This is a genomic window from Nocardia suismassiliense (assembly GCF_900269665.1).
Taxonomy (GTDB): Bacteria; Actinomycetota; Actinomycetes; order Mycobacteriales; family Mycobacteriaceae; genus Nocardia; species Nocardia suismassiliense.
Genome location: NZ_LT985361.1, coordinates 5,936,213 through 5,957,270 on the forward strand (window position 1 = coordinate 5,936,213; position 21,058 = coordinate 5,957,270).

The 21,058-nt window shown below is 64.7% G+C and carries 28 protein-coding genes; 26 read left to right on the forward strand and 2 right to left on the reverse strand.

Annotated elements, in window-relative coordinates; translation table 11 throughout:
• Positions 1-270: 270 nt before the first annotated feature.
• Positions 271-663: a site-specific integrase gene (locus tag DBO33_RS44785; RefSeq protein ID WP_199856767.1), complete on the reverse strand. Its 393-nt coding sequence runs from the start codon at positions 661-663 to the stop codon at positions 271-273.
• A gap of 191 nt (positions 664-854) precedes the next feature.
• Between DBO33_RS44785 and DBO33_RS26240 the strand changes: the two genes are divergently transcribed.
• The 19 genes from DBO33_RS26240 (at position 855) to DBO33_RS26330 (ending at position 15,663) form a co-directional block, all read left to right on the forward strand.
• On the forward strand, positions 855-1,220 hold the full coding sequence (locus DBO33_RS26240) for a hypothetical protein (protein ID WP_107657448.1): 366 nt from the start codon (positions 855-857) through the stop codon (positions 1,218-1,220).
• A 144-nt stretch (positions 1,221-1,364) separates the two neighbouring features.
• On the forward strand, positions 1,365-1,697 hold the full coding sequence (locus DBO33_RS26245) for a hypothetical protein (protein ID WP_107657449.1): 333 nt from the start codon (positions 1,365-1,367) through the stop codon (positions 1,695-1,697).
• A gap of 400 nt (positions 1,698-2,097) precedes the next feature.
• Positions 2,098-2,703: a hypothetical protein gene (locus DBO33_RS26250; RefSeq protein WP_159080539.1), complete on the forward strand. Its 606-nt coding sequence runs from the start codon at positions 2,098-2,100 to the stop codon at positions 2,701-2,703.
• A 216-nt stretch (positions 2,704-2,919) separates the two neighbouring features.
• A complete protein-coding gene (locus tag DBO33_RS26255; protein WP_107657451.1) occupies positions 2,920-3,264 on the forward strand; it encodes a hypothetical protein in 345 nt (114 codons plus the stop codon).
• A 265-nt stretch (positions 3,265-3,529) separates the two neighbouring features.
• Positions 3,530-4,609 carry a DUF4192 domain-containing protein gene (locus DBO33_RS26260; RefSeq protein ID WP_107657452.1) on the forward strand — a complete coding sequence of 360 codons (1,080 nt, stop codon included), beginning with the start codon at positions 3,530-3,532 and terminating at the stop codon, positions 4,607-4,609.
• A gap of 206 nt (positions 4,610-4,815) precedes the next feature.
• Entirely contained in the window at positions 4,816-5,112 is a 297-nt protein-coding gene (locus DBO33_RS26265; RefSeq protein ID WP_107657453.1) for a hypothetical protein, read from the forward strand.
• Positions 5,103-5,378 (forward strand): hypothetical protein, encoded by a 276-nt coding sequence (locus tag DBO33_RS26270; protein WP_159080540.1) that lies wholly within the window; start codon positions 5,103-5,105, stop codon positions 5,376-5,378. The genes DBO33_RS26265 and DBO33_RS26270 overlap by 10 nt, the downstream gene beginning before the upstream one ends.
• A 2-nt stretch (positions 5,379-5,380) precedes the next feature.
• Positions 5,381-5,818, forward strand: coding sequence for a hypothetical protein (locus DBO33_RS26275; protein WP_159080541.1), 438 nt, complete (start codon positions 5,381-5,383; stop codon positions 5,816-5,818).
• A 414-nt stretch (positions 5,819-6,232) separates the two neighbouring features.
• Positions 6,233-6,655 carry a hypothetical protein gene (locus tag DBO33_RS26280; protein WP_107657456.1) on the forward strand — a complete coding sequence of 141 codons (423 nt, stop codon included), beginning with the start codon at positions 6,233-6,235 and terminating at the stop codon, positions 6,653-6,655.
• A gap of 245 nt (positions 6,656-6,900) precedes the next feature.
• Complete coding sequence (locus DBO33_RS26285; protein WP_107657457.1) at positions 6,901-7,740, forward strand: class I SAM-dependent methyltransferase; 840 nt, start codon at positions 6,901-6,903, stop codon at positions 7,738-7,740.
• Between the two features lie 30 nt (positions 7,741-7,770).
• Positions 7,771-8,343: a hypothetical protein gene (locus DBO33_RS26290; RefSeq protein WP_107657458.1), complete on the forward strand. Its 573-nt coding sequence runs from the start codon at positions 7,771-7,773 to the stop codon at positions 8,341-8,343.
• A gap of 51 nt (positions 8,344-8,394) precedes the next feature.
• Positions 8,395-9,627 (forward strand): hypothetical protein, encoded by a 1,233-nt coding sequence (locus DBO33_RS26295; protein WP_107657459.1) that lies wholly within the window; start codon positions 8,395-8,397, stop codon positions 9,625-9,627.
• On the forward strand, positions 9,627-10,049 hold the full coding sequence (locus DBO33_RS26300; protein WP_107657460.1) for a hypothetical protein: 423 nt from the start codon (positions 9,627-9,629) through the stop codon (positions 10,047-10,049). The genes DBO33_RS26295 and DBO33_RS26300 overlap by 1 nt, the downstream gene beginning before the upstream one ends.
• A gap of 63 nt (positions 10,050-10,112) precedes the next feature.
• Positions 10,113-10,523: a YraN family protein gene (locus DBO33_RS26305; protein WP_107657461.1), complete on the forward strand. Its 411-nt coding sequence runs from the start codon at positions 10,113-10,115 to the stop codon at positions 10,521-10,523.
• On the forward strand, positions 10,523-12,025 hold the full coding sequence (locus DBO33_RS26310) for a YifB family Mg chelatase-like AAA ATPase (protein ID WP_107660597.1): 1,503 nt from the start codon (positions 10,523-10,525) through the stop codon (positions 12,023-12,025). Before DBO33_RS26305 ends, DBO33_RS26310 begins: the two co-directional genes overlap by 1 nt.
• 142 nt (positions 12,026-12,167) lie before the next feature.
• Complete coding sequence (locus tag DBO33_RS26315; RefSeq protein WP_107657462.1) at positions 12,168-12,383, forward strand: hypothetical protein; 216 nt, start codon at positions 12,168-12,170, stop codon at positions 12,381-12,383.
• A gap of 131 nt (positions 12,384-12,514) precedes the next feature.
• Positions 12,515-14,305, forward strand: coding sequence for a ParB/Srx family N-terminal domain-containing protein (locus DBO33_RS26320; protein WP_107657463.1), 1,791 nt, complete (start codon positions 12,515-12,517; stop codon positions 14,303-14,305).
• 131 nt (positions 14,306-14,436) lie between these two features.
• Positions 14,437-14,775, forward strand: coding sequence for a hypothetical protein (locus DBO33_RS26325; protein ID WP_107657464.1), 339 nt, complete (start codon positions 14,437-14,439; stop codon positions 14,773-14,775).
• 9 nt (positions 14,776-14,784) lie between these two features.
• Positions 14,785-15,663, forward strand: coding sequence for a bifunctional DNA primase/polymerase (locus tag DBO33_RS26330; protein ID WP_107657465.1), 879 nt, complete (start codon positions 14,785-14,787; stop codon positions 15,661-15,663).
• A gap of 212 nt (positions 15,664-15,875) precedes the next feature.
• Here DBO33_RS26330 and DBO33_RS26335 read toward each other — a convergent pair whose 3' ends face one another.
• Positions 15,876-17,015 carry a hypothetical protein gene (locus DBO33_RS26335; protein ID WP_107657466.1) on the reverse strand — a complete coding sequence of 380 codons (1,140 nt, stop codon included), beginning with the start codon at positions 17,013-17,015 and terminating at the stop codon, positions 15,876-15,878.
• A 415-nt stretch (positions 17,016-17,430) separates the two neighbouring features.
• Here DBO33_RS26335 and DBO33_RS26340 point away from each other — a divergent pair, with 415 nt between their 5' ends.
• From DBO33_RS26340 to DBO33_RS44790, 7 genes are all read left to right on the forward strand, one after another.
• Complete coding sequence (locus DBO33_RS26340; RefSeq protein WP_107657467.1) at positions 17,431-17,721, forward strand: hypothetical protein; 291 nt, start codon at positions 17,431-17,433, stop codon at positions 17,719-17,721.
• A gap of 37 nt (positions 17,722-17,758) precedes the next feature.
• Entirely contained in the window at positions 17,759-17,992 is a 234-nt protein-coding gene (locus tag DBO33_RS26345) for a hypothetical protein (RefSeq protein ID WP_107657468.1), read from the forward strand.
• Positions 17,989-18,264, forward strand: a complete 276-nt coding sequence (locus DBO33_RS26350) for a hypothetical protein (RefSeq protein WP_107657469.1) — start codon at positions 17,989-17,991, stop codon at positions 18,262-18,264. Before DBO33_RS26345 ends, DBO33_RS26350 begins: the two co-directional genes overlap by 4 nt.
• 125 nt (positions 18,265-18,389) lie before the next feature.
• Complete coding sequence (locus tag DBO33_RS26355; protein ID WP_107657470.1) at positions 18,390-18,836, forward strand: DUF3085 domain-containing protein; 447 nt, start codon at positions 18,390-18,392, stop codon at positions 18,834-18,836.
• A 199-nt stretch (positions 18,837-19,035) separates the two neighbouring features.
• Positions 19,036-20,028: an NADAR family protein gene (locus DBO33_RS26360; RefSeq protein WP_107657471.1), complete on the forward strand. Its 993-nt coding sequence runs from the start codon at positions 19,036-19,038 to the stop codon at positions 20,026-20,028.
• 152 nt (positions 20,029-20,180) lie between these two features.
• The gene (locus DBO33_RS44125) at positions 20,181-20,345 is read left to right on the forward strand and encodes a hypothetical protein (protein WP_234391044.1); all 165 of its coding nucleotides are present in this window, start codon (positions 20,181-20,183) and stop codon (positions 20,343-20,345) included.
• Between the two features lie 20 nt (positions 20,346-20,365).
• Positions 20,366-21,028, forward strand: coding sequence for a DUF4192 family protein (locus DBO33_RS44790; protein ID WP_407670628.1), 663 nt, complete (start codon positions 20,366-20,368; stop codon positions 21,026-21,028).
• The last annotated feature ends 30 nt before the right edge of the window (positions 21,029-21,058 follow it).

Here is a 21,058-nt window from a genome sequence, read left to right on the forward strand (position 1 = left end):
ACCGAAGAATCACCTGGCACGGTGTTCCGGTACTGGTTCTGCTGCACGCCGATCGTGTCGTCGATGTGCAGCAGAACCAGTCTCACTTCGAGGACTGCAATCTCATTGTGTTCATCGGTGTCGCAGCAAGGGGTTCAAGTCCCCTCTCGCGCACAGATTCCCGTCATGGGTGTCACATGTTCGCACCGTGTGTTCGAGAGCTCTCGAACACACGAAGGGAACGGCCGCCAGGCGCCGCGGACCCCGCCAGGTTTGATCTGCGACAGCAACTCACCGCAGTCCACCCCGTGACGGTAGTGAAATCGGTAAAACGAACCGACCGCCGAGAGCTTCCGATTGATCGTCGACGCCGAGCACGGCGCATCCGCATTCGGCAACGCGGTGACCTTTGCCGATCTCATCCCGGGCGGCAGGCGAAGCTATCCGACGAACCGGCCGAAAATGCTCCAACCGCGCTGTGCGCCAGTCGATTTCATGACCGGCCAGGAAAGTGAAATAATCCCGCAGATCGAACGCGTAAGACCGGACCGTGCCCGGAGACCGCTCGATCGCGGTGAGGTAGGCCAGGAACTCGTCCACCGGCTCGACAACCGCGAACTCCGAATCGACCACCGTCCAGGACTCCCGGCCGCCAGCCGGTGACAACACCTGCTGAACCCGCACCCGCGCCTACTCCTCACCCAGTCGGCCAATTCCCCCGGCGGCGACGCTACGACACTCAACCTGGCATACGGCAATCGTCCCCGGCGCGTCGTGGACACCCCGAGATAACGCCATACACCCCAACCATCAACAGGGCCAACGGTTTACGTCGACTACATCGAGGACATCAACGGAGAGACCCTAGGGAACCTATGTTCGATGATTGGCCGGAGGAGTTCAGCCCGTCACTACGTCGGGTCGTCGAACCTCCGCTGCCCGTCGTCGTCGACCTCGGCCAAGCGATTTCGACCCAGCGCGCGACCTTCGGCGCGAAGAAATCGGTGCCTCTACGGGTCAGTTCGGGCGGCTCGCGCCTGACCGGAAACACGCCCGGACTGTTGTATGCCTGGGCCCGGGCCTGGAACGGGGTGTGGCTGGGGCTCGTGGAGTTCACGGCCACTACCGGCAATGGCCGCGGCCAACTCGTCTTCCGGCAATGGTGCCCCGAGCACTCCCTTGCACCGCCGCCGAACCCCGCTGGCCAGAAAGACCGTCGCCATGATCGCAACAAGCCGTAGCCGCGAGAGTCTCACACACCGCAGACCGAGGAATTGTGCAACCAGCGAATACATGCGCTCCACCGGTTGCGGACAACCGCGGTCATATCAAAGCTCGTCAAATGGTGCCCCGAACATACGCTCATCGAACCAGAATGACGAGTCATGACTACCTCTGAGGAGCGGTCCGGTGACGTCCTTTCCGTTGTCGCGGCCGCCTTCGACGACGAGTCGGACTCGGGCAGTTTCGCGACCGCCGATCTTCTTCGAGTCGTGCGCCGCGATCTTGATCCACCGCCGACATTGGAGGAAGTCATCGCGGCGCTGAACTTGTTGGCGCTACCCAATATCAACGGCGTTCGCGCTGATGGCCACAGCTGGCGGGTCGCGGACCCTATGGATGTGGTCGCACGAAGAATCCATTACCTGGCCGAAGCGGTCGCCGACTACCGCCACGGATACGGCGGCAGCCTTCACCTGGATGACGACGCCTACTGATGTCGGATGTTTCGGTGAGGCTTAGTCGGCTCAGCGTAGGAGTCCACACCTGTCTGCCTGGTGCCGCGCCCAACGGGCGAAAAGGTGCGGCCGAGTTCGCACGAGGTGTCCTTGAGTCGATGGATTGCGTGGCACCCCACCCCTAGGGCGAAGTTCATTCGCGCCGTCGGGAGCATCCACTGCCGCAGCGCAGTCGCGTGCCGGCCCATCTACCAGGCATCGAGTACCCCTGAGCAAGGAGGTCGCAGTGACACTTTTCCATGGAACAGGGCACACAGACCCTCGACAGACGATGCCCAAAGGTGTTGGATGTCACAAAGATCAATCGCTTGGCATCACAGAACCTGCAACCGCCGCACGCAAGCCCAGCAGACACATTGCCTGGGATGGGGGCGCTCGTATGAAGATCGACATCTCATGTCCGCGCTGCGGCGACGGTCACGGCGTTCAGAGTGTTCCCGCCGCGCACGCCGAAGGAGTGTCCACAAGCTACGGCACCGACCTCACGACCGGCGTGGGGATCAGCCCGTCTGGGTTGATGCCGATTCTGGGGACTACGACAGTCGAACGCACGCACACGACCGCACTCGCCCGGAGTTTGTCGATGGCACCCGCGCAACGACCGGTAGGCCGACTCCTCGCTATCGGGTTGGTACTACTGATCCCGGATCTCTTGGCACTGGCAGTACTGGCGCTGGCCCTCCAGCAGCCCGACGAGGTCGGGCTGCTGGCGACACTCTTCGGCGCTGTCTTCTTCCTTGGTGCGTTGGCTATCCCTTCGACCATTGCTTTCTGTATCGCAATCGGGAGGGCCCGCTTCAATACCCGAGTGTCGAGGGGACGCCGAGCAGCACACGTGGTGTGGAGTTCGGCCTTGTACTGCCATCGATGCGGCATGGCGTTCTGGCCGTTCTCTCCTGCGCCGAACATCCCAGCTCACCAAGCATTTCCGCCAGAGAATTTTCGCTGGTTCGTCTGGCACGCCGGAGACTACGTCGACGCATGACTGCCAATCCTGCCGGTAGCGAATCCCCTAGTTGACGTTCCGAGGACCTTGATCCTGGTCAGTGAGTCAACGGCCCTCCGCCGTCGGCTCGGTCTCGCCACTTGATCTGGTAGATCCGTCGACAAGCGTCCGGCCCTGGGGTGTCATTTCCGGTCGGGCGTGACCACGGCCGTCAGCCGGTCCGCCCCCGTCAGCAGTCCGGGCAGCTGAGATCAGTTGACGCGCTTGCTTGGCTGTGATTTCGAGCAGCTCAGCGACGTCGTCGTCACTTTGGCCTTCTCCTCGAAGGGCGGCTGCGGCGGCGGCCTGTTGCGCACGGTGCCGGGTCAGTTCTTCCTCGGCGCGGGCTTCGAGCTGTCGTATCTGCTGGCGACAGATCTCGATGTCGCGATCACGCTTGCTCTCGCACTCAGCCACCGCTGCCCATGCCGCGACGTATTGCTTGACGGCTGTGGTGATGGCCTTTTCACGCTGTCGAGCTTGAGCCCGGCGCGCGCGCACCCGTTCACGGTTGCGCTCCAGGCGATCGTGAACATCGGGCCCACGACGCGGGTGGCGTGAGGGTTTCGAACCTGAAGTCGGCATGACAGGACTCCTCGACCCGTCCACCCGATTCTCCCGCCGATCAGCCTACCAATTGTCCGGCCACCGCGATTCCGTGACCGGGCGACGGGGACACCGCGCTGTGAAAAGCAGCGCGCATACGGCACTGCCGACGCCGGCAGCCGCAAATCAGCAGCTCTGCGCTCAACGCCAGAAGCTGACTTTGCAGCCAACGCTCATCCGATATCAACGACTGTGCTGATCTCTGGAAGGAGTTCTACCAATGCCGCTTCCCCGGTTCGATCCGACTGGGTTGATCGTGTCTATCCCGGCACGGCTGCGCTACGCACCCCACCGCCAGCTGGTGATCATGCTGATCAACACCGAGATGGGGCCTGCGGGGGAAGACACCGACTCGCTTGCGCGCACCGCGATTGTCGCTTTCGATCTCACTGGTGATGTCGAGCGCCTTGTCGACGCCGCGGATCAGGCCGCACGTCGCATAGATGCCTCCCTGGCGTTTGTTGTTGTCGTCGATGACCGTCTGATCGGCCCAGCGCACCAACCACTTCCGGCACCTGGGATCGAGCGCACACTCGCTGTGTTGGCCGCCGGACTCGCTGCCGCGGGCGCACCCATCATGCAAGTCTGGGCAACCAGGCACATCACGCCGGGATCGCGGTGGTGGTCGCTGACCGACATCGAGGACCAGGGCGTCCTCACCGATCCATCCGAATCACCCGCTGCCGCTGATCGCAGAGCGAAGGGCCAGACAGTCTTTAGTTCCAGGCAGGAACTCATGAGCGCCTTCGACCCGGATCCCGATCTCAGCGCAGCGGTTGAGACGTTGCTGCCCGCGGCGAGGATTCGCGCCGAGGCGCAGCGGGGACGGGCGATGGCCAACGACTGCTGGAACAGTCACTACCGTCGCGGCCTGGAATTCGTCCTCTGGTGTGCCGCCGACATCGCCGCAGGCGAGGATGTGCCACCGCAGCGGTTGGCTGAACTTGCCATGGTGTTGGCAGACCAGATGGTCCTCGATTGCTTGCACGCGACCGCGAGAAGCGAATACCAGCCCGTCGTAGAACAACTCTGGACGCTGCTCCTTCGCAGTCTCACCGGGCCCGAGCGAGCCGCGCCCGCCGCACTACTCGCCTACAGCCTTTCTCTGCGCGGCGACGGTCCCCTCGCTCTCATCGCCGTAACCGCTGCCCTCGCAGCTGATCCCCACCACTTCACCTCCAAGCTGCTCTACGCCGTCCTCAACCAGCCCGTGCCCCCATCCCATCTCCCGACATGGAGCCGTCTGGGTGCCGCTGCTGCCGAGGATCTCGGCGTCGACCTCGGAACAACGGATCACTGAGCCAGGCACCGGTCTCTGCTTCCCATCTCTCCAGCCCCGCCTCAACCCGACTGCGCCACAACGTCCACCTGAAAGGAGCCGCCGATGTGCGCTGACACGGATGGCCTCTTTGGTCTGCCGTCGTTCTTCGCTGATGGCGCGATGCCGGTGTGCTGGTCACATCACGGATCGTTCCGCTCACCACTCCGACAAGGGGGTATTTCGTCATGTCCGCAACAGATTCCGGCGCCAGCCCGGCCGAGACGTTCTACCGGGTTCGGCGTCGATTCGGCACACCGGTCGCCGAGGCGTACGCACGCGCCGAGGGCTATGCCTGGGGTTGGCAGGACGCGCGATCGGAACAGGCCGACAGCGCTCAGGCCACCACGTTCGCGCATGCCTATGCGCTCTATCTCGCCGAATTCCTGACGCAGCAACGCTGTTTCGTCCATTCGGTCCCCCGAGCGTGGCAGGCATGGCTGCACGCCGGTGACGTAGCCGCCGAACTGGGCAGGTGCGCGTGATGAACCGGGTACCCACCTACGAGCAATGGACAACGGCCTTTACCGATCGCGGTGCGCTGCTGCTGTGCTTCGAGGCAGTCGGCTATGCCCGCGGGTACTGCGACGCCGCCGGCCTGGGCTCTGGTGATGCAATCGATTTCGGTCATTCCTTTGCCGTGCTCGTCGCCACCGGCCGATCACGTCCGTCCATCCAGGACGCCTGGCACAACTGGCGAAACGGCAGACCCATCGGCCAGCGCACAGCCGTCATCTCGGAAAGGTCGTGACCATGTTCCGGTTGACCCTGACCGCCGAGCCGAAGGCCGTCCGCGCGGCGATTCACCAATTTCTGTGGGCTGATCTCAAGTTCTTGTATTTCGATCCGGTCGAGCTCGCAGACTGGGAGCAGTCGTGGATCGTTTTCCTCAAATCAGCCATCGAGCATGCAGCTACCGATCACCTGATTGTCCGCTCCGACACCGGAACCGAAGTCACACTTGTCCTCGACGACGACCGTGAAGACGCCCTGCTGCTAATCGATGCCCTCGACGCCGAGACCGGCGCCACGGTAGCCGTGTTCGTCTACACCGAACCGTTCCCGCCTCGGGCAGGACGCCCGCCGACGGTGCGCACTCTGGGCCACATCGCCGCCGACGCCGCGCACGCACTGCATACGGCGATCGCCGACCTCAACGGTGCCCTCACCGCCGCTGGACGCGAAACCTGACCCGATGCGTTCGTGCCAGGCTCGCCAGCAGGGGTCGCTCTGGTACTCGCACACATGGCATACGCGCGTGAGCGCCACTCGCGCTCGCCGCGCATCGCATCGCATCGCGATCACCCGTCTTCCGCGCTCGCTGCTTCAGATCTAGAGACCTTGGACGGTCTCGTCGGGCGTCTGCTCGCTCCCGAGGATCGGGAATGGCCCACCGACATCCTGGACTGATCGTTTCGTCGGCGACTTCGCCGCCCGGCGCGACCGTGCGCGAACTCAGCAACTGCGCCGCCGCCATCGCGCGCTGCCGTGAGCGCTGTGCGCACCGCATAACCAGCCATCGCCGCACCCTTCCCAGGGTGGACGGACAGGCGCGCAAACCTACTACGGCCTCGACACCACAGGTCCGCAAACAGTTAGGGGACAATGAAATTGACCGACAAAGACACGATCGATCCCGGCGACGCCGACGAACCATTGCGCACAGCGCTCGACCACATCGCCTACCGTGTCCGCAACGCGGACAAGCTTCCCGACAAACGCGCCGCGGACCGGATGGTCCAGCACGCTCCACAGGCGATGCAGATCGCCGCCTACGCCACCGAGGTGCTGAACCTCTACTGGCGCGGGATCGACGAGGCGATAGCAACCGGACGACTGGCGGGCGGCGACGTCAAACAGATCCCACCCCTCGCCGAACAGCAAAGTCTGCTGGCGGACTGGGCGCTCACCCATGCCCGCGCCTACGAAGGCGACGGTCTTATCGACGATATCGACATCGTTCTCAGCACCCAACTCGGCCTCCTTCAACTCGGCATCGATCCGGCGGTGCTACTTCACCCAAAATAGGTGGGAGACAGTCGAAATGGCCGATTACACCCGCCTCGGCCGCACCATCTTCGGACCTCCGCGGATGGATGATCTGTTCGAGCGCCACCAGGGGATCGCCTCGCGCGCTCACTAAATGGTCTTGGCCTGTGACGATCGCGGTCTTGGCCTGCGGGATCGATCGCGCGCGTATTTGCAGCACAAGTCAGCTGATGCCGAGCCTCCCCAGGAGGGCTCGGCTTTCGTGTGTCAGGAGGTGTTCTGTTATGGGCAAGCTGGGACGCGCCGCTGCCGCCGCGCACCGTGATGCCTGCGCGCTGGTCGATCTGCGCCGGGACCTGAGCGAGGACGAGAAGCTGTTCGTGCTCACTCATTATCAGGAATCGACCAGCACCACCCAAGCCACCGATGGGGCGTTCTTCACCCCACCGGGGTTGGCGCGCGACATGCGCCTCGAGGTCGTCGGCAACCGAATTCTGGATCTGGGGGCGGGAATCGGGCACCTGGCCTTCGCCTGCCGCAACCCATGGGGTCAGGTCAACGGCGACCCCGCCCGGGATCTGGTGTGTGTGGAGCGCAACCCGGAGTTCGTGCGCGTCGGGATGAAGGTCGTGCCCGAGGCGAGCTGGTGGTGCGGGGATCTGCTGCGCGTGCACCGGCAACGAATGCGGCTGTTCGACACCGTGATCGCCAATCCGCCCTTTGGTGCCGTCGCCCGCACCGATGATGGCCCCGGCTACCACGGTGCGCGGTTCGAATACCACGCGATCGCGGTGGCCAGCCAGGTGGCTCGTCATGGGGTGTTCTTGATCCCGCAATCCTCAGCGCCGTTCCGTTATAGCGGTCGCCGCGCCATGGAGCACGACCAGGGCGACACCGAGTATCACCGTTTTCAGGCCGGTACCGGGATCGCCCTGCACGCCAACTGCGGCATCGACACCAGCTACTACCGCGACGACTGGCATCACACCCCGATCGCCACAGAGATCGTCACCTGCGATTTCACCGACATCGCCGTCACACGCCGGCGTCGCTCACTCGCCACGGTCACCCCAATCACCCACGCGTTCGCTCATCAGGGCTCCCCCGACCGAGCCGCGAGCTGACCCCCGACATTGAAGGGACTCCGATCTTTCATGCCCACACCAGCTTTCACCCCCCAAGATCAGGCCAACACCGCCGCCCACGGAACCGCTTTCAACATCTTCGCTACCGACGACGCTCCGGTCCGGGGACGGGTGTTCGTTGACATGTCCGAGCACACGGTGCTCATCGACGGCCGCCGCGAGTCTCGCCCAGCGGTCGAGTTCCGGTTCTTCGGCCTCGTCGTCGATGGTCGCCCGCTGGGAAATCCGCGTTGCCGCACCGAATTTCACCCATTCTCGGCCGGGTCGGCCGCGATGGTCAGTCTCGGCGAACCCGGAGCGCTGCATCTGATCCTGGGCCAGCGCCTCACCGATATCGGCGACACCGCGACCACGCTGCTCACCGATCTGTTGACCGCGATCAGCGTCGAGTTCCTCACCGACTACCGGGTCGCGCGCTATCGCCATTGGGCCGCCGAACAGGTGCGCCTGCAGGCCAGCAGCCTCTACGAATCCGCGCGCGGTCTCGAACAGCGAATCAGGCAGGTCAACGTGCAGGCACAGGCCGACGTCGACGCCTCCTACGCGCTGCTGGCCTCGATGAACCGCCCGCTGTCCGCCTAACCCCGCACCATGCTCGAGCTTCCCCAATCTGTGTTCCCGAGAGGAGTTTTCATGCCGATGCCCACTACTGTTCGTCACGCCGACCTCGGTGATCTGGTCGCGTTGCTCAACCGCCAGCAGGCCACCAAGGTCGATGTCGTCGCCTCCGCGTCAGCGTTGCGATCCCGCGACGGACTGCTGGATTTGTCTGGTGTCGAGCCCATCCTCGACGAGCGCGGAGTCACCGATGTCGACGGACGCTACCGCCCGACCGCCGCCGCGGACTCCCACATCGGTACCAGACTCAAAATCCCTGTGGGCTACCTGAAGTGGCTGCGCGAACAATCGCGCACCGACCTCTACGACGCCAACGTCAACGGTCTCCTCCACGGGCCGGGCCCGCTCACCGACGACGCCGACGAACGGTCGTTTCTGTTGCGGCTGTTCACTTCCGGAGTTCCCGGTGAGGCGGGGGTGTTGCGGGCGTTCCTGTCGGATCGTTACGGGATCATCGACAACCTCGATGTGCTGACCGCGGTGCTCGAGGGCATCCGAGAGGCCGACGCCGATGTGGAAGTGCGTTCGTGTGACCTGAGCGAGTCCAGCATGCACTGCAAGGTGTTCTCCCCCAAGGTCTCCGCGCTCGCGCCGGGATTCCTCGACAACTATCGCAACCCGTTCGACAACCCCGACCTCGACGCCGAACGCCGCCGCGTCGCCGGCGACATCGATCGCTGGCGCCGGGCCGCGTCCCGCGAAGGCCGCGGCTACACCCCAGGCAAGGAGCCAGTGGTCTTTGCCGGATTCCGGTTCTCCAACTCCGAAATCGGCCACCACGCGGTGACATTGAAACCGGAATTGTTCATCAGGATCTGCGGCAACGGGCTCACGCTGCCGATGTTCGCCTACACCAAGCGTCATCTGGGTGACAAGCTCGACACCGGCACGATCGGCGGCTGGTCCCAGAACACCTACCGCAAACGGCTCGCGGTGATCACCGCCGAAACCCGCGACAAGGTCACCGAATGGCTGTCCCCAGAGTTCCTCAAGACCCGTGTAGAGGAGCTCGAGCGTCACGCCACGACCCCGGTGACCAAGCCGGACAGGACCATCGAGGTTGTCGCTAAACAGCTCGGGTTCAACGACGACGAACGCGCCGGGATCTTCGCCCACTTCATCGCCGGTGGCCAGCTCACCGCAGCCGGGATCGCCCACGCGGTCACCAGCTACAGCCAAACCATCCCTGACGCCGACCGCGCCGACACCCTCGACGATCTGGCCCTGCACGCCATGAGCCTTATCTGATGGCCACGTTCACCGTCGTCGGTCTGCTGATCAGCAACGAATTGCGGCTCGCCGCCGTCATCCCTGGCACACCAACCTTCGACGGTCCGCACCCCGATGCCGTTGATTCCCAACCCTGGTATTGCGTCGTCGAAGCACCATCGGTTCACCACGCCGAGACCGCCGCCCGGTTCCTCTACAACCACAACATCGTTCTCGACACCGTCACCGCGTGCGGGCTGGCATTGGATTCCGTCGTCGTCGATAGCAGCGGGACCGCGCGACCGGTGATCGCGTTGCGTCGCGACTGCCAAGAGGTCGAGGTGTGGTTCGAGACCGCCCTCGATATCCCGATCGACCCCGACCGCTCCGACCTCGCCTTCGACCTCCACGCCGACGTGCTGGCCCTGCCACCGGGAGCCGAGATCCCGGGGAGCTCCTGAGGTTTGCGGCACTGAGTCGAATCCGGTTGTGCCCTAACACCCCACCGACACGGGAGGTTCCCTATGGACGAGACCATCACCGGCACCGAGGTCGCGCAGGACAGCGCGTCCTTCGGCGGCCCCACCTCTGCCGATGGCACTACAGCTCCAGCTGAGGGAACTGACGTCGACCTCGCCGCAGAGTTTCTGCGCCGCCAGGGCTTCACCATCGTCGCGACGTCGTGGATATGCCGATATGGCGTGCTGGACGTGATCGCGCAAGACAAGGGGTACACGGTGTTCGTCCGCGTCGCCGATGCCTCGCTACCACCCCGGTGCTGGCCGTTCGCCATGCATCAGCGACTTCGCCGTCTTGCTTTGCTCTGGCTGGCCGAGCAGCACGATCCGGTGTGGCAGTTGCGCTTCGACGCCATCACCGTCGACAGGCCCGAGGACCAAGCCCCTGTCCTCACCCATCACCTGGCGGTGTGCTGATGACGATCGGAGTCGCCCGTTTCGTCGTGGTCGCCGGTGTCAGTGGCCATGTCGTCGAGATGCATGCCGATCTCGGTCACGGTTTGCCCTCGGTGACGGTGATCGGTGATGAGCTGTTGGCCGAGTCGCGTGATCGCGTGCGCGCGGCGATCGCCAATTCCGGTGAGCAGTGGCCCGATGCCCGGCTCGTCGTGGCGTCCTCGGTCCCAGTGACTGGTGGGGGTGGCGGGCATGATGTGGCGTTGGCGGTGGCGGTGCTGGCTGCGTCCGGGGCGATCCCCGCCCAAACCGATTCCGGGACAGTGTTCATCGGTGGCCTGTGCCTCGACGGGCGACTGCAAGGCGAGCGCGCGATCCTGCCCGCTGTCCTCGCCGCCCGCGAGAATCACTATCGCAGCATCGTCGTACCCGAACCGGCGTTGGCGCAGCTGGGGCTCGTCGAGGGCATCGATATCGTCGGTGCCGCGGACCTGCGTGCGGTGCTGGGATGGCTGCGCCAGCAACAGCCGTTACCCGGACCCGACCGCGCTGAGTTCGAATACCCGCCCCCGGCAACCGATCTGGCCAACCTCGTCGGCCGCCCATACGCCAAGTGGGCGCTGGAAGTCGCCGCCGCCGGGGGTCATCACCTCGCGATCGTGGGCCGGCCGGGCTCGGGCAAGACGCTGCTGGCGCAATGCCTGCCGGGAATCCTGCCGCCCTTGACCGACACCCAGGCACTCGACGTCGCGGCCATCGCCTCGGCCGCCGGTGATCTCGGCCGCCACTCTGCGTCGCGGATGCCGCCGCTTGTCACGCCGCATCACTCCACCTCCACGGCGGCCATGCTCGGCGGCGGGTCACGCGCGGTGTTGCCCGGTGTGGTCTCCCGTGCCCATCACGGTGTGCTGTTTCTCGACGAGGTCACCGAACTGAGCTCGCGGGTGCGCGAAGCCTTGCGGGTGCCCCTCGATGAAGGCCGGGTCCGTATCGGCAGGTTGGGATCGACGGTGAGTTATCCGGCCCGGTTCCAGCTGATCGTTGCCGCGAGTGTGTGCCCGTGTTCGGCGGTGCACGAGGGTGATTGTGTCTGTTCCCCGCAGGCCCGTCTGCGCTATCTCAGCCGGTTTGCCGAGCCGTGGACCGATTTGCTCGACATCTGGGTTGATCTGTCCCCCAAGGTATCCCAGCTCGATACCGCGGTCGGGGAAACCAGCGTGGTCGTGCGCGGCCGGGTCGCCGCGGCCCGTGCCGCCGCCGCACAGCGGTGGCAAGAACACGGCTGTCTCATCAACGCCGACGTACCCGCAGATGTTCTGCGCCAGCAGTTCCGGCTTGCGCCATCCATCCTCGCCCCCATCCAAACCGCGGTGCGGACCGGTCGTCTTTCGGCACGAGGCGCGGACCGTGTCCTTCGTCTGGCGTGGACGTTGTGTGACCTGCGTGCCGGTGCCACCCCCAACGAGCAGGACATCGATGACGCGCTGATGCTGCGTCAACGCCCGCCACTGTCACATCGGTGAACGCCGACTGCGATTCGCCGGCGTGGCCTCACACACCGACGCCTCAGCTTGCTGGTGTTGCCGCCTGGACGACTGGTCATCACTGGTCGATGCATCCGAATCCCTTTGGGCTCTAATGCCCACCGATTACAGGAGGTTTGTCATGGCTGAGACCATCACCCGTGCCGAGTTCGAACTCGCCGAACACCTCGGGGCCGCGGGCCCGACGACCGTGCTGGGCGAGGACACGATGACGCGGTGGCGCGCCCAGCATCCGGACTGGAACGGCAAGCACTGGACCTACACCGACCCCGACGCCCACGGCGCGCGCCATCTGCGCCCGATCAACGTCGCCGCGCGCCCGAAATCTTCGCCCTAACCCCCATTCGGCATCCGCGCCCTTCTTGCGCGGTTGATGCCGTCAACGACCCCACTCACATCCCGGCCAGGCAGGCCGGACAGCCCAACCGCTGTCCGGGCCTGCCTGTTTCACGAGAGGAGACCGTTTCGATGCCCAACGACACCGCCACACCCACCGCAGTCATAGAGCTGGATACCTCAAGCGACCTGGACGCCGCCGCGGACACGACCGAGGCTCGGCCCGAGGCCGACAGCGAAGGCGCGCCGGTTCCCAGTAAAGCCGGTGTGCTCGAGGACAAGCACCCGGCGGAGTTGATCGTCGGCGACAATGTGCGCGAGAACTTCCGCCTCGAGGATTACCCCGAGTACACCGAGTCGATCCGTGAACACGGTGTGAAGGAACCGATCTGGGCGATTCGGATGCCCGATGGCCGCCTGGTGGTGCGCAACGGCCAGGTCCGCACGTTGACGGCCCTGGCGTTCGAGCAGGAATCGGTGCCGGTGCGGATCACCGACTTCGACCCCACCGTCGATGCGAAGGAAGCCGAGATCCTTCGGGTCTTCGACCAGATCACCACCAACCGCTATGTCCCACTCACCGAAGGCGACATCGCTGGCGGGATCGCGCTGGCGCTCGAATTGGGTGCCTCCCCGACCCGGATCGGGAAAGCACTCCAGAGGAAACGCGCGGACGTCAATCTCGCCGGAAAGATCGGTGCCTCCCGCACCGCGCGGGGTCTCATCGATAGCAGGCAGCTCGATTTCGAGCAGGCCGCGATCCTGGCCGAGTACGAAATCCTCGGCGACACCGACGCGGTCCAGGAACTGCTCAACGTGGCTCGCGGGCACTTCCACTACACCGCCAAACGCATCGCCGCCGACCGCGAAGAGCAGCGCGCCTTCCTCACCGCCGCGCTGCCTTACGCCGAACTCGGGTGTGGTGTGCTCACCGGTGATCATCCCGAGGTCGCCGACGGGCCAGAGCTCGTGCCCGCGACCGACATCCTCGATGGCGACGGCGCGGCCATCGGCCGCGAGCACATCCGGGCCGACCCCGAAGCCTGGCTGGTGTGGCTCGAACTCGATGAGCACCAGGACGTCGTCGAACGTGACACCGGGGCCATTGTCGACTCCTCCACAGTGGACTGGCAGACCGCAGGCAGCGCCGACCGCACCCCGCGCGAAGGGTTGCGTCACGCCGATGAGGTCGAACGCCGCGATCGCTGGCTCGTCGAGTTCTGGCTGCCGGCCGAACAACTCGACACCCGCGGATGGCGGCGAGGCTGCAAGGACACCGACGATCCCGTCGACGTCGACGTCGACGAAGCCGACAACGCCGTGTCCGACGAGGCCAGCGCGCAGATGCGTGCCGCGGCCGAGGCCAAGGCCGCCGCCGAGAACCGTGAGGCCGAGCGGCAAGCCCGCCGACGCGTGCGCGAACTCAACAAGCAAGGCGAGGCCGCCAAAGAGACACGCGTGGAGTTCCTTGTCCTGTACCTCAAGCGCAAAACCGCACCGCCCAACGCGTGGAAGTTCATCGCCCAAGCGCTGGCGACCAACTCGACCTTGCTCGGGGAGTCCTACGCATTGGAGAACGCGTTCAAGTTGCTGGGACTCGACGGCGGCAGCTGGCGCCGTCACGAGCTGCTCGAGGCGATCGAGTCGGCCAAACCGCCGCGCTGCCTGGTGATCGTGCTGGCGCTGGTGCTCGGAGCCTACGAGAAGCGCACCGGCCGCGACTGCTGGCGCTTCACTGACAAAGGCGTCGAGCACTACATGCGCTTCCTCACCGAGATCGGCCACCAGCTCTCCCCGGTCGAACGCGTCGCAGCCGGCGAACTCGACTACAAAACCATCGACCTCGAAAACCCCGTCCAGACCATCGACCTGGACCAGGCCGCCGAACCGAACGAGGCCACCGATCTCGCACAGGCCGCCTAGCCGACACCCCAGAACGAGGGCTGCTGCGGCCAAGGTTGTTGCCGCCCACGGCTTCACGGTCAGCCTGCGGGCCGCCGTTCGTCTACCGACGTGGCGGCCCGCAGGTCGTCTCGTCGGAGACAGGAGAGCTGATGAACATCACCGAACACCCGGTCATCGACGGCCTCACCCAGACCGCCCGCGGATATCGCGTACGGGCGTTGTGTCTGGTCGATGACCAACCCGCCGACATCGTCGTCAACATCGACACCATCTGCCCGTCGCGGTCGCGCTACCGGGTCGATCTGTTCGACCAGATGCGACTGGGCTGGACCCCGGTGCTGCGTGCTGGTGCCGAAGACTTCGCGCCCCCGCTCGATACTGACCCGGACGAGCGCACCGTCGCGGCATGCCAATCCCTGGTCGACCGTCTTCACGACACCGCCGAGTGGATCGTGCGCACCGCACGCGACCTCGGCCCCCGGTGGTAGGCGCTGGCGATGACCCTCACGACACCACTCGCCGACCGCACCGCTGTCGAGTCACCACTGTCGGCGGCCCTCGCCGCCGCCGAACGAGGGTGGTCGGTGTTCCCGCTCAGCCCCGGGCGCAAGAAGCCCCCGATCTTCAAGAACTGGCCCGAGCACGCGAGCACCGACCCTCAGCGCATCCACCGGTGGTGGTCGTGGAACCCCCGGTTCAACGTCGCGATCGCGACCGGACTCAGCCAGCTCCACGTCATCGATCTCGACGCCACACACCTACGACCCCCGGCCCGGTGTTTCGACGATGCCCTCGCGACGCTGTCGAACCACCTGTCCGAGCCCGCGCCGAGCACCTTGACCATCGCCTCCCCGCACGGCTGGCATCTGTACTACACCGCACCGAGCCAGCCCGAGTTGTCGTGCACCGTCGGACGCATCGGGCAAGGAATCGACTCCCGAGGCCACGGCGGCTATGTCGTCGCTCCGGGATCGATCACCGCTGACGGTGCCTACCGCGTCATAGACGACCTGCCCGTCGCCGACCTGCCGACGGCATTGGTGGCCCTGCTGCGGCCGCCGCCCCTGCGACCCCCGCACCAGTTGACGCAACGGCCCGAGCATCTCGATGCCTATCTTGCTGCCGTCCTCGACCGCGTCACCCACCCCCCGCCGAACACCCGCAACATCACCGTATTCCGCGCCGCATTTACTCTCGGCCGACTCGTGGCCGGCGGCGCACTCGACGAACACCACACCCGCACCATGCTCACCGCCGCCGCGGCCGCGCACATCGGCGTCGACGGATTCAGCGCCGCCGAGCTCGACCGCGCCATCAGCAACGGATTCCGTTACGGCGCTCAGCATCCCCGTCAAATTGGGAGGAATTGCATCTGATACAACAGTGCGCAATTTTACGGTTCCGACACGTGACATGCGGCATCACCGGATTTTCGCGGCGAGTGCTGCGCGATCAATTGGTTAGAAGGTGGGAGGACGCGGCTTCCGATCCTGCCCTTCTTCCCACCTTTCGGGCTGCCGACCGCATGAGCCTCCCCGCGCAAGGTCTTCAGGTCGACCATTTTCGGCCGCACTCTCGTGAATGTCGGTCAGCCAGTCAGTCCGGTCAAAATCTGTCCCCAGGCTTCCATAGCTTTGGCAACCTCGGGGCCAGACATGGCCGCATTTCTGAAGGAGGCAAGTATTGAGCGAACGACACCGCGCCTGCGCTCCCCAAGCGGCGCTTGGGCCTCGTCGGCGAGCAACTCCAGGTTATCGAGCAGATCTCTACGAAGCTCTTCATCCCCGTGCGTGTCTGCCACGATCGCTTCTTCGAAAGCTTTGAGCGCCTTACCGATTTCGACATCGCCCTGCTGCATTATTCCAGCGACGGTTGAGTTGATATTGTCTATTTTCATTGCCGCTTGCCCATAAACTGGCCCGTTGAAAACTTGCGAATAAGCTGGCTCACCGACGACTCTATCGCGGGCCTCATCGTAATCATTCATAATTTCTTGTATCTCCGTAATATAATTAACACCAAGAGAAACGCAAGCCCGCGTGATGGACATAGTGCGTTCAGCGACTGGGCTCAGCCCCGCGTTCCAGCCGTGAGTAAGATACTCAAAGTCGGCCGGTGGGCTAATTCCTGCATCGGGGGAGTTCGCAATCACAATCAGGCTACGTAGGAGGCCAGCGCTCTCGCGAACCCACGATTCAACCTCGTCTTCAGGCTCAAAGCCCGGAAGAGTCGGGACATCTTGAGCAGCCATGAACTCGATCTTGTCCATGATAAAACGACCCCGAGAGGCTAGCTCTGCAAGATGCTTTGAGTAGACGTGACAAGCGATACCGTGCTGCAATCTGAAATATCGGGGAGGTTTCTTCCATACCCGAACTGCGTCGATCAGCAAGTGGTAACGCTGCTCATCTCGAATTTCCTCAATAGCTCTTACCACTTGCGCGACCATCCAGGAGGCAGGAGTCGGCACATCTACCGATATCTCCTCATAGAAGTCAATCCATTGTTGCTGAACAGGCAATCCCTTCAGTTGGGATTGCAAATCTTCGTGGACACTGTCGAGCCAATCTCTATGCTCATCGTCCCAAATTAGATCCTCAGATTGATATTCCAACTCCTGTTCAAACTGACGCGCGCGGGCAATTAGGCGATCGAGGACTTCCGACAACCGCAACACCAGCACGGCCTGGTGTGTTTGAAGTGAGCTCAGCGCCACCAACGTGTCCACTCCGCCATCGTGCTCCCAGATTCACTGCACCACAAGGCAAAGGTTTCACACAAACCGCCCAGTACTTGCATGTAAATCTCCGCTCCCCAAGAGAGGAACCGATCGGCAAGACCCAGCTGGCGTACCCCGGCGGCTCGCAAATGTATTGCACGACAACGTTATACGAGTGTATTGGCCTCATGACTGGATGGACTGCCATTGGGGCAGGCCGCATCACGTGCAACTGCTTCGACCGTTGCCTCGCTCGTGATCCGCTCCGCCCCATCGAGTGTTGCCACCTACCGCCCGGCCCCGCGTGGCGACATACCACCCGATGCCCGAGCACACCAGTACAGCCACGTGGGAATAGCGCACTCACCGAATACCTGCCCTTCACCAGTGACTGCACCACTGAACCCGCAGTAAAGGACCCGCTATGCCCGACTACAGCGTCATCTGGCACATCGATCAACTCGACGCCGACACCCCTGTCGACGCCGCACACGAAGCGCTCAACATCCATCGCAATCCCGAGTCGATCGCCACCGTCTTCGAAGTCCACGACAGCAACGGTGCCCGCTATCGCATCGACCTCGACGGCCACCCACCTGTCCCAGTCGTCCTGCGCGCACCGTCGACGACACCCAGTCGCAGGCTCGCCGCCTGGTTCGCCGACCGGCTCATCGCATGGGCAGCTGTCCTCGACCACGCCCCGCGCGCTGCCTGACCCCTGGCCCCTGTGCTCGCACCGTGAAAGGAACTCGATGGATCCGGTCAAGTTGTGGTTCCGCCTGTCCGAGGTTGTTCCGATCGCCGAACATGCCGTCGCCGCCACCGGGCACACCCCGTCGTTGAGCCAGCAGCTCGACAACGAGCCCGCACAGCCGTCGTTGATGTGGGTCAGCCAAGAAATCCCCGCAGCGCCACGCCCGCACCTCGCCCACCGCGACGCACTGACAGTGGCTAGATCCGCATACCTGTGCCGGGTTCAGCGGTGAGCCGACTCGAGCCGTTGCGGGGCGCCGCCGCGCAATGCGCCTACTGCGTCGGGCAACGCCGGGACCGGATGCCCGGTCACCGCAGCGAGTTGTTCGAGCTCACCTGCCAGGAAATGCAGGACTGCCAACCCTTCACCGCGGCTGTCATCGCGTTCTTCCATCAGCAGTTCGACGCCTTACCAGCCCACGACAAAGTCCTGCACGAGTTCGCCGCCAACACCCATCGCGCCTGGCACGTCCACACCAACACCACCTGTCACGCTCCGCGCTGACCATCCGGGCATCGGCAGATCCAGCCGTCCAAGTCGAATCCGCTCTCGCCCCGCTCAACTCGCGGCGCGGCCTGCGGTTGGCATCGCGGCAATCAACCTTCGTCCTACTTTGAGGAGTTAGTTCTGTGAGTTCGATCGAGCTGTGGTTTCGTCTGAGTGAGGTCGCTCCCCTTGTCGAACACGCGATGTCGGCGTCCGAGCACACCAAATATCCCGACCCGGACGATGATTCGCCCGCGGTGCCGTCGCTGATCTGGGCCAAGGACGACGGCACCTACTTGCTCAGCAACGGGCGGCCCCGCCTGCTCGCCGACCCCACGCAACCCGAGGGGAAGGCACAGGTCGCCTATGCTCAGGACTGGTTTCCTGGTACCGGCCCTGACATCGGCTGGACCCCGGTCGGTGGTGACGACTTCACCGAATACATCGACCTCACCCAGGACATCGACGGCGACCGACTCGGCGATCTGATCCTCAAATGCGCCCAGCTCGATGGCTGGATGGTCCTCACCGTCAGGCCGAGGCAGTACGAGATCTCGTTCAAACCATCGAATCCCAACTCGCACCGCTGACTCACTGCACCCTCCCATCGCATGCACATCGGCGTCCATCGGCTGCTCTGCGGCCGAGACGCGACTGCGGTTGTCAGCTAGTTGCTCCGCTGCCGTCAAACCAGGTTCCGCACACGCCGTTTCGTACTGAGCAGCGCTCGACGTGTGACCGATCCCGCCGCAGACGCCCCACCACACACCACGATGAGAGGAACCGCTCATGTACACCGCAACCGCCACGTCGGTGATCGACCAATTCCGCGACGCCAATGACTATCTGTCGAACTACAGCGAGTCCCCGGTCCAGTACGGCGGGCGGCGTTTCGAGACCGCCGCGCATGCCTTCGCTGCGGCGCAGTCGGATGCCCCGGGGTGGGCAATGGTCGTGCAGTCCGCGCGAACAGGCCGTGACGCCGAGGAGTTCGCGTGGCAGGGGCGCATGCGTAACGACTGGGCCGACGTGCGAGACGCGGCGATGGCCGAGATCCTGCACAGCAAATTCACCTTCAACCCGGAGCTGGGTGAGCAGTTGCTCGCCACCGGCGACGGGTTGCTGGTCGATACCAACGACGACGGAGAGCAGTACTGGGGTCGATGCCTGCACACGGATCTGTATGTCCCGGCCGGACAGAACATGCTGGGACGTGCCCTGATGCGTGTCCGGCGCGAGCTGCGCGGGGACCCGGCTGATCGGTGGCCGCGGGTCGCGCTGACCGGGCACCGTGAACATCTCATCCGCCCCGCCAGTCGTGACTGGGTCCGCTCCGAACTCGACCGGATCGCGGTCAAACTCCGCGACCATCACGACACCGAGATCGCCTCGAGTGGTCTGGCGACCGGTTCCGATACCTGGTGGGCGGAGTCCGCCCTCGCTGCCGGGCTCACGCTGTGGGGCTATCAACCCTTCCCCGAGCAGCCCGCGCGCTGGAGCGCCGAGCAGCAGGCCGTGCATGCGCGGTTGTGTGAGAGCGCGCAGCGTCTGGTCCTCGTCGGTGGTTATCCCGATAGCGGGTTCTTCGATACCCGCAATCAGCTGTTGCTCACCGACGCCGACGCCATCATCGCCGTGCGCGACCCGCGTATCACCCGCGGCGGCACCGTGTCCGCACTCGCACGGCACTGCACCAGCATCCCGCTGATCACCGTCAACGTCGCGCAGCACACCACGACCACCAACTTCCTGCCGACGGCAGCCGACCCGCATCAACTCTGAGGAGGATCGTGATGGCCGCAGTCATATTCGACGATCCCGGTCAGCTGATCACCGCGCTCCCGGCGATCTACCGGCGGCCGATTCCCTCGCGCCCTGGTGCTCATCGCGCTAAGCAGCATCGCGCCCAGCATCGGGCGGGTCGATGAGCTGTCGTGCTCGACCCCTACCGCTGCGGCGCTGGAGGATTCCCCCTCGAGGCGATCACGACCCGGCTCGCGCGAATCCTCACCGACCACCACCCCGACACCATCGAGGCCGTCGTCATCGATTACCACCAACTCGGCCACGACGCGGCTGCACACGCTATCACCCGCTGACGGCTGGGCTCACCGAACTGATCACCGCCGCGGGTTGTGAACTCACCGGATCCTGGCACGTCGCCGCGCTCGAACCTGGACAACTCTGGTCGTCCCTGATCGGCCAGAACTCGTACGGCGTCCTGGCCGACCCGGCCCTGGACAAGATCACGCGGGATCCGCTCGCGCGCCAACAAGCCGAGGCTCTGGTGATCCTGGCCCCTGATCCGGTCTGCGCGATTCTGGTCGACAGAGCGCTGGCCGCGATCACCGACAGCCCCGACACACCGTCGACCGCAACGAGCCGCCACCGGCTGCTGGTCGTACTCGCGGGTGTCGACGCCCTCGGTGCCGGGCACGAACCCACCCCTGCCCAGTTGGCCGAGGTCGCGGTGGCGGTGGCGCTGCACGATCCGCTGGTGCGTGATTGCATGTACGGGGTCGCCATCAGCGCCAGAGCCGCCACCGCCCAGACGTTGTGGGCGAGGCTGACCGGGTCCTGCCTGAACCTGATCGCAGCCAGGTCGCCGGGATGCTCAGCGCGACAGCGTTTCTGGCAGGCAACGGCGCCCTCGCGGCACTCGCGATCCGCACCGCCTTCTCCTGCGGGACCGACCAGCACACGGCCAAGCCATCGGTGTCGCCCTCGACAGCGGCGTCCGCCCGCACATGCTGCGCCGTCTCGCTCAGCTTGGACGGCGTAGCGCCGCCGAACTTGGCGTCAAACTCTGACA